9 protein-coding genes and 1 pseudogene are annotated in these 11885 nt (G+C 44.2%); 4 read left to right on the top strand and 6 right to left on the bottom strand.

The features are described 5' to 3' along the window. Positions 1–1814: Calx-beta domain-containing protein (locus B9T16_RS02160; RefSeq protein ID WP_410244011.1), on the bottom strand; the 1814-nt coding region annotated here is incomplete at its 3' end. 276 nt (positions 1815–2090) lie between these two features. Between B9T16_RS02160 and B9T16_RS02155 the strand changes: the two genes are divergently transcribed. Further along, a complete protein-coding gene (locus B9T16_RS02155; protein WP_006616845.1) occupies positions 2091–2525 on the top strand; it encodes a hypothetical protein in 435 nt (144 codons plus the stop codon). A 56-nt stretch (positions 2526–2581) separates the two neighbouring features. Here B9T16_RS02155 and B9T16_RS02150 read toward each other — a convergent pair whose 3' ends face one another. Next, positions 2582–3304 carry a PleD family two-component system response regulator gene (locus B9T16_RS02150; RefSeq protein ID WP_317269520.1) on the bottom strand — a complete coding sequence of 241 codons (723 nt, stop codon included), beginning with the start codon at positions 3302–3304 and terminating at the stop codon, positions 2582–2584. A gap of 454 nt (positions 3305–3758) precedes the next feature. On the opposite strand from B9T16_RS02150, the gene B9T16_RS02145 reads away from it, so the two are divergent. Further along, positions 3759–3947, top strand: a complete 189-nt coding sequence (locus tag B9T16_RS02145) for a hypothetical protein (protein ID WP_006616843.1) — start codon at positions 3759–3761, stop codon at positions 3945–3947. Between the two features lie 202 nt (positions 3948–4149). On the opposite strand, the gene abc-f is transcribed toward B9T16_RS02145, so the two are convergent. The 4 genes and pseudogenes from abc-f to B9T16_RS02125 form a co-directional block, all read right to left on the bottom strand. Further along, positions 4150–5850, bottom strand: coding sequence for a ribosomal protection-like ABC-F family protein (gene abc-f, locus B9T16_RS02140; protein ID WP_410244010.1), 1701 nt, complete (start codon positions 5848–5850; stop codon positions 4150–4152). Positions 5851–6076: 226 nt separating this feature from the next. After that, a complete protein-coding gene (locus B9T16_RS02135; RefSeq protein ID WP_006616841.1) occupies positions 6077–6502 on the bottom strand; it encodes a response regulator in 426 nt (141 codons plus the stop codon). 223 nt (positions 6503–6725) lie between these two features. Further along, positions 6726–7841, bottom strand: a complete 1116-nt coding sequence (gene prfA / locus B9T16_RS02130) for a peptide chain release factor 1 (protein ID WP_006616840.1) — start codon at positions 7839–7841, stop codon at positions 6726–6728. Positions 7842–7961: 120 nt separating this feature from the next. Next, a pseudogene (locus B9T16_RS02125) lies at positions 7962–9176 on the bottom strand (RNA-guided endonuclease InsQ/TnpB family protein). A gap of 164 nt (positions 9177–9340) precedes the next feature. On the opposite strand from B9T16_RS02125, the gene B9T16_RS02120 reads away from it, so the two are divergent. Next, the gene (locus B9T16_RS02120; RefSeq protein WP_006616827.1) at positions 9341–10324 is read left to right on the top strand and encodes an alpha-ketoacid dehydrogenase subunit beta; all 984 of its coding nucleotides are present in this window, start codon (positions 9341–9343) and stop codon (positions 10322–10324) included. A 130-nt stretch (positions 10325–10454) separates the two neighbouring features. Beyond that, entirely contained in the window at positions 10455–11846 is a 1392-nt protein-coding gene (secD, locus tag B9T16_RS02115) for a protein translocase subunit SecD (protein ID WP_006616826.1), read from the top strand. Positions 11847–11885: the final 39 nt, after the last annotated feature.

Below are 11885 nucleotides of genomic sequence, written 5' to 3'. Positions count from 1 at the left end.
GGTTCAGGWKYCGGTTCCGGTTCAGGTTCAGGAGTCGGTTCSGGTTCGGGTTCAGGAGTCGGTTCCGGTTCCGGTTCAGGTTCCGGTTCAGGAATCGGTTCCGGTTCGGGTCTAGAAATATCAGGATCTAAGATAGTAAATGTAACTGTAGATTGACTTCCTAAAGTTGCGTCATCAGCGGGATTATTTAAACTTAAAGTGAAGGTTTTATCCCCTTCTCTTTCGTTATTATTAATAATCTCAACGCTAATGGTTTGGCTGGTTTCTCCCGGCGCAAAAGTTAGGGTTCCTGATACGGGTATGTAATCAATGTTAGCAATAGCAGTACCATCAGCGGTAGCAAAATCTATGGTAATTTCACCATGACTTCCTTCTGTACGTTCTACCGTAATGCTGGCGGTTCCAATATCTTCTACTTCGATATCTGTGAACTCTAAATTGAACACACCCGGATTAGGAATATCATTATCAATAATCTTAAATGTTAGTGTATCACGATCGCCTAAAGTTAAATCACCAGTAGGATTACTGAGAACTATCTGAAATTGCTCCGTATCTTCTACTTCATTGTCATCGATAACTTCAAGGGTAATATGTCTGCTATCCTGACCGGAAGCAAAAATCAGCGTGCCGCTAGTAGCGATGTAATCTTCTCCGGCGATCGCTGTATCATCTACCGTCGTATAATCTACAGTTCCTTGCTCATCAATATTTCCCGTTCTTTCTACTGTAATTATAACAGTTCCTGCACTTTCAATAACTTCGATTTCATCCATACTAAACCCTACAATTCCCAGGTCACTATCTATCTCTGGAGTCGGTGTGGGTACGGGTGTGGGTACGGGTGTCGGTACGGGTGTCGGTGCGGGTGTCGGTACRGGWGTCGGTTCCGGTGTCGGTTCCGGTGTCGGTTCCGGTGTCGGTTCCGGTGTCGGAGTTGGTAAAACTGTAGATTCTGGTGTGGGTTCTGGTGTCGGTGTGGCTTCATCTGAAGGGAAGATAGTAGCCTTAAAACTATCGCTATTTACATTTTTCAGAATCGCCAAAAATTCGTTAGTAGCGCGGTCTTGAATAATTGTATCTGTAGCATATACACCGGAACCCTGATAAATATTTAAAGATTCAAAAGTGAGATCATGTAATAAAACAATCGAGTCTTTATTAATATCAAAATCCATAATAAAATTGGTTCTATCATGGGTAAATCCTCCTGTATTTAAACCAATATAAAACCAGTTATTTCCTTCTCCACCTGTGAGAGTATCAGAACCTTCATCGCCAATTAGTGTATCATTTCCGCGATCGCCAAATAATAAGTCATCCCCTTTACCGCCATAAAGGAGATCATTACCCTGACCGCCATATAGAGTATCATTACCTTGATTTCCAAATAATGTATCATGGTCGCGATCGCCAAATAACAGGTCATCACCACGATCACCAAATAGCACATCATTGCCTTTTCCACCTCTAAGCGTATCATCCCCCTGACCGCCATAGAGGGTATCATTACCCTGATTTCCATGTAAGAAATCATTACCTTCATTTCCGCCAATAATATCATCGCCATCTAAACCATAGACCGTATCATCTCCCCCTAAAGCAAAGATGATATCATCGAATTCTGTACCTAGGATAAAATCCGAGTTCTCAGTGGGTTCTGATGAAACTTGACCCAAAGTTAAGACAGTTATGGAATTGTGCGCCTGAATACCAGTGGCTGTGGAAATCGGATCAGGGGAAATTCCCGTAGTATCTGACTGAGGATCCGGATTAAAACTAAAATTTTCAAACTCAAAGGCAGTAAAACTCATGGGTGCAAAAAGGGTAAGTTTCAACGGCTAAACAGAATAGCGATCGCGCTTAATTCTGTTTTCAACTTGCACCCCTAATATCCGGACAATTAGTTAGCGTAATTTTCCGGTTGAGTTATCGAACCAGGAATTATTGACGGTTTTTTAGATTAAATATTTCTTACCAACAGCGCAACTGTCAGTGTAGTTATGACCATCAATTCCTTAAAACTTAGGATACCCTCCTAGGACGAATAAATATACAATAGATTGAGAAATTAACGGAATTCTGGTCTAATGAATATTACCCCCACCCCTGTAGACGAAAATGGCTGGCAAAAACAACTAGATCGCTTTGTCGAAAATCACCATCCACAACTCGCCGCCTTAGCTTGGGGGGTTCACCTGGAAGGAGAAAGCGAACCGGGAACTTTAGGTATTGACCTAAAGCCAACTCCTCACTTTGTTTTTTGTCCCAAATCAGCCATTGAACTCCTCAACAAAAATGCGGATAATAAATTACAGGAAATCCTCGGAATTATTGACGGATATAAACCCGAGATAGAAGTTTTGATGATTTGCATTAGTCCAGATCGGATTAAATTAATTTATTTTCAGCCGGAGTTGCCACCGCCGGATTATTATGCTAAAATAGACAAAGACAAAAAGTTTCTCATGAGCGAACTTGAACAAGCTATGAGGGAACTAATAAAACTCCCAGAAAATCTATAAAGTTGTTGGGGGCTAAGTTTCGGTTTTTTAATTAAATCCTGGTAAATTTTACGCCCCTACAATTTCCAATCAGGACACATCTGAGATTCTGGACCCCCAGGATGCACAGCACAATTGATGCCATCCTGACCATAAAAATAGCGACATATTTGGCAGGAATGATTTGCCTGTAATTCTTTTTTAAAAATTTGATATCTATGATTAATTATCCGATAATATTGACGGGCTTGAGGATAATTAGGATTGCAGATAAGCGTGTGTTCAAGAGCTTGAATTGCTGACTTATAAAGTTTCACTATTTGCAGTGCATACTTATCGGGTTGACTTTTAGAGATAAAACAGACATCAATAATTTTGACAATTAAGAAAAAATAGTTAAACCAGGCTTGAGCAGAATTAACTGTGGGTTGAGATTTAGCAGCCACTGTCACCCATTTAATGGTCTGCAAAAGTTCTTTAGTTCGCCAGGGTTTACTGACATAGGCTTCGGCGTGTTTAATGCCTTCATATACAGCCAGATTCTGTTCTTGTCCCGTTAAAAATATAACTGGGATATTTTGAGTGTCAGGGTTGGATTTAATCAGACGACAGGTTTTGTAGCCATCCAATTTAGGCATCACCACGTCCAACAAAATCACATCTGGACACACCTGCTGTAACTTATCTAAAGCCTCCAACCCATCAGAGGCGGGGATGACTTCCAAACCACTCCAGGTTAATTGGTAGGACAGACATTCTCTTTGGGTAAGGGAGTCTTCAACCAGTAAGACAGTATTCATGACACGAGGGGTCTAGTTTAATAAAAATGGTGCGCTACCTAACTCTACTCTGAATTCCCTATTTAAGAGGTGATCCATTAGTGGCCCTGTAACGCACCCAACTTCTCCGAATACTTATAGTTTACCCAGTTTAGTTCCTTTTACGATCGCTCTGTTACCAATTCCGGCCCAGTTGTATCCCATCAATACCAAGTCCACCACCCAAGGGTAATATTAAATTCTGTCGCTTTTCACACTTTTTTCACAGTTTTCTGAAATAGTAAATTAGTGATGAAGCGAAAACGCTATTATACCATGAACGCTGTGGTTTTAGCTAATTATATGATTAATTTATTGGCTGATTTAGATACCCCAATTGAGTATTACTAATACTTTCCCCAAAATCCCCCAAAACCATAGGGATAAATTATAATAGATATTAATGGCTCATTAAACTATCAAGTGAGGCAACGACATGAAAACACTGAAACTGGAAATTCAGAAAGTTTCACCCTGTTTATTTCAATTATTGCGGGACTATTCGCCTAAGCCACTGGTGGATGGAATTTTGTTTACAATTGATGGCGATAGTTACGACACACTGATGGTTGCTGATAAAATTAGCAGTCTAGTTGCACCCCCTTGGAGTCTAAAGGAAGTGTAAGATCAGATGCGATCGCTACCAGGTTAAACATCACTACGACAAACCAACTTTAACATAACTTAACCTCAGTTGTAATCAAGGGAGGAACCCTAATAGAGCGATCGCATAATTTAGCCCCTACTCACCACTCAATTAATAAACACCCGAAAGCCCAGTTGTATATCCCCCTAAATTTGTCTAGGGGGAATTGTTGACTCAGTAACTATCTACCTTTAGCCCCTGCCTTTTTCTTAGCCGCCTTAGCCGCCTTTTTCGCGGCTTTTTCGGCTGCTAATTTAGCTTCTCGTTCCTGTTCTTTTTCCTCAGCCAACTTATCTAAATAATAGTGATAATCTCCCAGATAAACCCGAAACTCACCATCACGAATTTCCACAATTTTGTTAGCCACCTGAGAAATAAAGTAACGGTCATGGGAGACCAGCAAAACCGTTCCCTCATACTCCTGTAAAGCTGATTCCATCATTTCCTTAGCCGGAATATCCAAGTGATTAGTTGGTTCATCCAAAATCAACAAATTCACCGGTTGCAGCAACATTTTAGCCAAAGCCAGCCGCGCCTTTTCACCACCACTCAAAGAACCAACTTTTTTAAATACAGTTTCACCACTAAACAAAAACCGACCGAGGAGGGTGCGGACTTCCTCATTTTTCCAGTCGGGAACCTCATCATGGATAGTTTCCATAACTGTTTTACTCAAGTCTAAGGCTTCCGCTTGATTTTGTTCAAAGTAACCCGGAATCACATTATGTTTTCCTAGGGATACAGTTCCTTCGCTGGGGGTTTCCAACCCCATAATCATGCGAAGTAAGGTAGATTTACCGCAACCATTAGGACCCAGAAAAGCTATGCGATCGCCTCTCTCAATCAGCAATTCTGCCCCCAAAAACAGAATTTTATCATCATAGGTATGCACCAAATCTTTAATATTCACCACATCCCGACCACTACGAGGAGCCGGTGGGAAGTGGAATTTCAGCGTTTTTAAAGAAGCTGTAGGAGCCTCAATTTTTTCGATTTTATCTAACTGTTTTTCGCGACTTTTAGCTTGGGTGCTACGGGTCGCACTCGCCCTAAATCTTTCTACAAATWCCTGTTGTTTTTCGAGTTCCTTTTGCTGGCGTTCATAGGCACTTAATTGAGCCGCCTCAGCCTCAGCCTTTTGTAGCAAATAAGCGGAATAATTACCTAAATAAGTCCGAGAAACTCCCCGTTCAGTTTCCACAATTTGAGTACAGAGACGGTCTAAAAACTCCCGGTCATGGGAAACAATTACCATCGGGGTAGTTAAACCCTTGAGGTAAATTTCTAGCCATTCGATAGTTTCTAGGTCGAGGTGGTTTGTCGGTTCGTCCAGTAGCAGTAAATCTGGTTCTTGCAGAAGAATTTTACCTAAACTCATACGCATTTGCCAGCCACCACTAAAGGCGCTAACTAAGCGATCGCCATCTTCCGAGTCAAACCCCATTTCCGGTAAAATCTTCTCAATTTTAGCTTCTAAGCCGTAGCCATCAAGAGATTCAAATTTACGTTGGAGTTTATCCAATTTATGAATTAACTCATCGAGGCGATCCGGATCAGCCGTTTCCATCTCTCGCTGAACTTCTCCATAAGCTGCATGGGTGGCGTTAGCCTCATCAAAAACCGTCCAAAACTCTTCTCGGACGGTGCGCGCTGGATCAACTTCAAATTCCTGGGTTAAATAAGCGATATGTAGACTTGATGGCTTAATAACTTCCCCTGATGTGGGTTCAATTTCTCCGGCTATAATTTTCAGTTGGGTAGACTTTCCCGCCCCATTTACCCCCACTAAACCAATGCGATCGCCTGGTTTAACTTCCCAGTTAATATCTTTAAGAATAGTACCTGTGGGATAGATTTTGCTAATATGTTCTAGTCGCAGCATCAACAGTCTCCTAGGACGAAAATATGTTCAACAGTGGGGCCAGGAAATCTTGACAGGGGAAACTAACTGACAACCGTGTACGGGCGGCGGTTTCTCCATTAGATCCGTTTCCTAGGAAGATTATGCAATATCTTCCTACATTGCCATCAAAGCCAAAAATCACATACCCGCATTCGATCTTAACAAAAATCAACCATTTCTGGAGTCATGGCTAAAGGTTATCAAATTAGGGGTTGGTTGTTGACGAATTTTCTGCACCTTGTCGCTGCTGGTAAACTGCTTTAGCATCTTTAATGGTAGCCTCGAACACTGTCGGGTCCCAGGGCTTAGTAATGCACTGAAACAATTGCGCCGCCTCTAAATTTTCGCCGGACGCTTCTAGAGTTTCTGGGGAGTATCCACTCAGCAAAATCCTAATTGTGTCTGGAAAAAGGGCCACAGTTTTACTGAGAAACTCAAGTCCGGTCATTTCTGGCATACTCTGATCCGAAATTATGATCGCCATTTCCCCTTCAGTTTCCAGTAATTGTAAAGCCTCCGTTGGGCTATCTACTCGAAATACCTGAAATTCACGGCGAAATATCCGATACAGCAAATCGAGGTTATCGGGTTCGTCATCAACTACCATCAGTTTGAGTTTGTTTTTACCCATTTCTCAACATCAGACTGCACTTGCACTGTTTGCTATCTCGGGAGTAATGGTGCTGTTTTTCCACTCAGCTCTGTTTCCCGTAACACGATCGCAGAACCCCCCCCGACTAGAAACCGGGTTCCTTGGTTAAATCTTTGATGAGGAACGAAAAATTCTCACATCAACCCGGTTTATTTTCCCCAATCATAGTTGATCTTTGGTTACAAAAGAGCGATCGCCATTATTATACAGATGCAGGAGTAGTTGATTCTGCTAATTGTGCCAATCGTTCCTGTTGGTCCTGAATCACACAGGCTTGGATCAAATCTCCTATTCCCCCTTCCAATACTGGGGCTAGGGAAAAATTATGACCTAGACGATGGTCTGTCACCCGATTATCCTTATAGTTATAGGTGCGGATTTTTTCCGACCTCGAACCTGTCCCCACCTGCGATCGCCGCATAGAAGTCACAGCATCCTGTTGTTCCCGCAGTTTAGCCTCGTATAACTTAGCCCGCAAAATCTGCATAGCCCGTTCCCGGTTTTTTAGCTGACTGCGTTCTTCCGTACAGAATACCCGAATACCCGTCGGTTTGTGGAACAAATCAACTGCCGTTTCCACCTTGTTTACGTTCTGACCCCCTGCACCTCCCGATCTAGCCGTGGTCATCTCAATATCTTTAGCGTCAATTTGCACTTCCACATCATCAACTTCTGGCATTATTGCCACCGTTGCCGTCGAAGTATGAACCCTCCCCCCTGCTTCCGTTACTGGCACTCGCTGGACTCGATGAACTCCCGCTTCAAATTTAAGCTGACTATAAACGCGATCGCCTTGAATTTCCAGAATCGCCTCTTTAAATCCCCCCATATCAGCCAGGGACTCACTCAGTAGCCTTACCCGCCAACCCTTAGTTTCAGCATAGCGGGAATACATCCGCACCAAATCCCCCGCCCAAATACTTGCCTCATCCCCGCCAGTACCTGCCCTAATCTCTAACATGATATTTTTATCATCATTAGGATCTTGGGGCAGCAAGAGAATTTTCAGCCGTGTTTCCAACTCTTGCAACTTTGTAGTTAGTTCTTCCACCTCCAAAGCTGCCATTTCTTTCATTTCCTTGAGTTCAGGATCATTCCCTGTCTCTCGGAGGATTTGTTTAGCCCCCGCCAACTCCGTCTGAGTTGTTTTCCACTCCTGATAGGCATTAACCACATCTTCTAGGGAAGATCTAGTTTTAGCTACCCGTTGAAATTCGTCAGGATCTGTCGCAATCTCAGGATCCGCTAATCTCAGAGTTAGCTCTTGAAAGGTTTGCTCAACAGATTTAAGTTTATCTAGTAAATAAGTTTCTGCCATCGTTCGGTTGCCTCTTGTCAGTAGTCGGTTGTCGAAGCATAATTTCGCCAAAAAAATTGTCTCTGCTTCCGTGTTTAACCCAGCGTATAAGGATATAGTGAACTACCCCACCCTGCCGCCCTAGAGGATGGGGCTTCCTGATTCAACGGGAACTGCATCTAACAAAACTGATGTTTTGCCAGGTTGTCTTACACTCCCTCCACAGGCAGTATCGCTGGTTCCCAACGACAATACTTGTACTGAGCATAGTCGAAGTATCCGCAAGGCTTCATTTCTGATATTTTGTGCCGCGTTGACATCTCGATCATGGCAAGTCCCACAATGTTGACATTGCCATTGACGAATATCTAACGACAAACTATCTACTCGGTTGAGGCAAACGTGACAGGTTTTAGAGGATGCAAAAAAACGGTCAACCTCAATATAGGTTTTTCCTTCCCACTCCGCTTTATATTTAAGCATTGTGGTAAACATTCCCCAGCCTACATCACTAATCGCCTTGGCTAGTTTGTGGTTTCTTACCATCCCTTTTACATTCAGATTCTCTACAGCAATAACTTGGTTTTCGTTGACTATCTGGCGGGATAGTTTGTGTAGAAAGTCCTCACGGCAACGGGCAATCTTGCCATGAACCTTAGCTACTTTTTGTTTGGCTTTAGTTCTATTCTGACTACCCTTTTGCTTCCGGGATAGTTTTTGTTGTTGGCGTTTAAGGTTACGGTGATGTTTGTCGCCATGACGGGGATTATCATACTTTGACCCATCACTGGTAATGGCGAAATGAGTCAATCCAACGTCAATGCCAACCGCTTTACCTTCGGTAGACTGACTCGGAGTTTCTTTCCCATCATCCACCAATACCTAAGCATAGTATTGTTCATCAGAATTTTGGGAGACAGTTACAGTTTTGATTGTCCCTTCAAATTCTCGATGACGATGGCAGTAGACTAGCCCAATCTTCCCAGGTAGTTTGATATAGTCTCCCTCAAACTTAACGTTGGCGGGATAACTTAATGACTGCCGACCATGCTTTGACTTGAAACGGGGCAATTGCGCCCGCTTCTCAAAGAAGTTTTTGTAGGCAGTGGAAAGATTGAGAGCAACAACTTGCAAGGACTGGGAATAGGCATCCGTTAGCCAAGGGTATTCCTTTTTTAACCCTGGCAACAGACCCTGGATATATCCACGAGATAATCCTTTGCCTGTCTTGAGATATGTTTCTTGGCATAGGTTGAGTGCCAAATTCCAATACCAACGACAGCATCCAAAGGCCTTGGCGAGAGATGCTTTTTGGTCGTCGGTTGGGTAGATGCGATACTTGTACCCCTTATACATTATCGTTATTTGCTGTTGCCGACAACATTGTAGCTGATCATCCGAGGATTCGCGATCGCTCAGTTTGTTTATTGGTTGCTATTCATCCCCTCCCTGCAAGCGAGGAAGGGGAATTCCGCAACATTTTGTTAAAATAACTAATCCACTATACTCGGATAATCTCGATGGCACAGACTCTACTTTTTAATGCACTGCGTCAAGCCACTGACGAAGAAATGGCTCGCGATCCTGCTGTATTGGTTCTAGGGGAAGATGTAGGTCACTATGGTGGTTCCTACAAAGTGACCAAAGACTTGCATAAGAAATATGGGGATCTGCGAGTTCTCGATACCCCCATTGCAGAAAATAGTTTTACAGGGATGGCCGTTGGTGCGGCTATGACCGGACTGCGACCCATCATCGAAGGGATGAACATGGGATTCCTGCTGCTGGCTTTCAACCAAATTGCTAATAATGGTGGAATGCTGCGCTACACTTCCGGGGGTAACTTTAAAATGCCTTTGGTAATTCGTGGACCCGGCGGGGTGGGTCGTCAATTGGGAGCGGAACACTCTCAACGCCTAGAGTCCTATTTCCAAGCGGTTCCCGGTCTCAAAATTGTCGCCTGTTCTACTCCCTATAATGCTAAGGGTCTACTCAAATCGGCAATTCGGGATGATAACCCGGTTTTGTTCTTTGAGCACGTGCTGCTGTATAACCTCAAGGAAGATCTACCGGAAGAGGAATATTTGGTTCCTCTTGACCAGGCGGACATTGTGCGATCGGGTAAGGATGTGACGATTCTTACCTACTCTCGGATGCGACATCATGTGATGCAGGCAGTCCCGGCTATGGTGAAACAGGGTTTTGACCCGGAAGTGATTGATTTAATTTCCCTCAAGCCTTTAGACCTGAATACCATTGGCGAGTCGATTCGGAAAACTCACCGCGTGATTATTGTGGAAGAGTGCATGAAAACCGGGGGAATTGGGGCGGAACTGACTGCCTCGATTAATGATAATTTCTTTGATGAACTTGATGCTCCTGTGTTGCGACTTTCCTCCCAGGATATCCCTACGCCCTATAATGGGATGTTGGAAAGGTTGACTATTGTACAGCCGGAACAGATTCTCGAAGCGGTTCAGAATATGTTATCCCATCAGGTGTAGCTCCATGGGTTCCGCGTCTGGACTTCTGGGTTGGGTTGGGTGCAGTTCCATAGCTTTCCTGGTAGTTCGACGTGGGATCAGGTTTTAATGGTAAAATGAGTCGTTAATCTTTCCCGATTTTGAATTCAGTATGCGAAAACAGCGATCGCTCCTTTTCCTGATCTTGCTCCTGGTTATCACTTCCCTGATTATCTTGGTCCGGGTTCCTATTCGCCTGGGACTAGACTTGCGGGGTGGTTCTCAACTCACGATTCAGTTGCAAACCTCCGATGAGGTGCCACGCATTGATGAGCGGGTTTTGGAGGGAGTTCAGAGTGTCATCGAAAACCGTGTCAACGGTTTGGGTGTTTCTGAGGCTGTGGTGCAAACTGTAGGAGATGATCAGATTCTGGTACAACTCCCTGGTGTCAGTGACCCAGAACAAGCTGAACGGGTTCTGGGTGGGACTGCTCAGTTGGATTTCCGGGAACAAAGACCGGGGACGGAGGGAGAGCTGTTTGCAGAAATACAGGTGAATCGTGCATTAGATGCTGAGTTAAGTCAGGCGATCGCCACCGGAGACGATGCTAGACTCGAAGAACTCCTCCAACAACTCAATGAAAGTAATCAGGCGATCGCCTCGTTATATCAAGAACCTATAATTCGCGGTCAGCAGCTACAGGATGCCTTCCCACAACCTACTCAGGGCGGCAATGGTTGGGAAATTGTCCTGCGCTTTAATAATGAAGGTGGCCGAAATTTTGCCGAACTGACCAAAAATTTGGCAGGGACAGGACGCACTATTGGCATCTTTTTAGATGACAGTCTGTTAAGTTCTCCCACCGTTTCCGTGGAATTTGCCGATACCGGAATTACCGGGGGAAGTGCCGTAATTACAGGCAATTTTACCGCCGCCGAAGCTAACGATCTCGCCGTACAACTGCGAGGGGGAGCCCTTCCGGTTCCGGTGGAAATTGTCGAAAACCGCACCGTTGGCGCAACTCTGGGACGTGATAGCATTCAGCGCAGCATTTATGCCGGCAGTGGTGGCCTGATTTTGGTCCTAATTTTTATGGTGGCTTATTATCGCCTACCAGGGGCGATCGCTGATGTCGCTTTGGTGGTTTACGCCTTATTTACCCTAGCCATTTTTGCCCTCTTGGGAGTTACCCTCACCCTACCCGGAATTGCTGGGTTTATCCTTAGTATCGGTATGGCTGTTGATGCTAACGTCCTGATTTTTGAACGCACCCGCGAAGAACTCCGGGCTGGAAAAACTCTCTATCGTTCCGTAGAATCTGGTTTTTATCGGGCTTTTGGCAGTATCCTGGATGGAAATGTTACCACTGGTATTGCTTGTGTGGCTCTGTTCTGGCTGGGAACTGGACTCGTCAAGGGATTTGCTCTGACTCTGGGCTTGGGGGTGGCAGTGAGTATGTTTACCGCTGTTACCTTTAGCCGCACTCTCATGTTTACGGTGATTAGTTTACCTGAGTTCCGCAAGCCTGAATTATTTTGTCCAAATATTCCCAAGACTAATTAGGTTTGATGGTTTTTCTTAACTCTTGTGTTGCTCCTAAAT

This window comes from Arthrospira sp. PCC 8006, assembly GCF_046480465.1.
Lineage (GTDB): Bacteria > Cyanobacteriota > Cyanobacteriia > Cyanobacteriales > Microcoleaceae > Limnospira > Limnospira platensis.
This window is presented reverse-complemented; position numbering and strand designations above follow the sequence as displayed.

Coding starts and splice junctions, on each gene's coding strand:
- B9T16_RS02155 (WP_006616845.1), top strand. CDS start 2,091: ATGAATATTACCCCCACCCCTGTAGACGAAAATGGCTGGCAAAAACAA.
- B9T16_RS02150 (WP_317269520.1), bottom strand. CDS start 3,304: ATGAATACTGTCTTACTGGTTGAAGACTCCCTTACCCAAAGAGAATGT.
- B9T16_RS02145 (WP_006616843.1), top strand. CDS start 3,759: ATGAAAACACTGAAACTGGAAATTCAGAAAGTTTCACCCTGTTTATTT.
- B9T16_RS02135 (WP_006616841.1), bottom strand. CDS start 6,502: ATGGGTAAAAACAAACTCAAACTGATGGTAGTTGATGACGAACCCGAT.
- prfA (WP_006616840.1), bottom strand. CDS start 7,841: ATGGCAGAAACTTATTTACTAGATAAACTTAAATCTGTTGAGCAAACC.
- B9T16_RS02120 (WP_006616827.1), top strand. CDS start 9,341: ATGGCACAGACTCTACTTTTTAATGCACTGCGTCAAGCCACTGACGAA.
- secD (WP_006616826.1), top strand. CDS start 10,455: ATGCGAAAACAGCGATCGCTCCTTTTCCTGATCTTGCTCCTGGTTATC.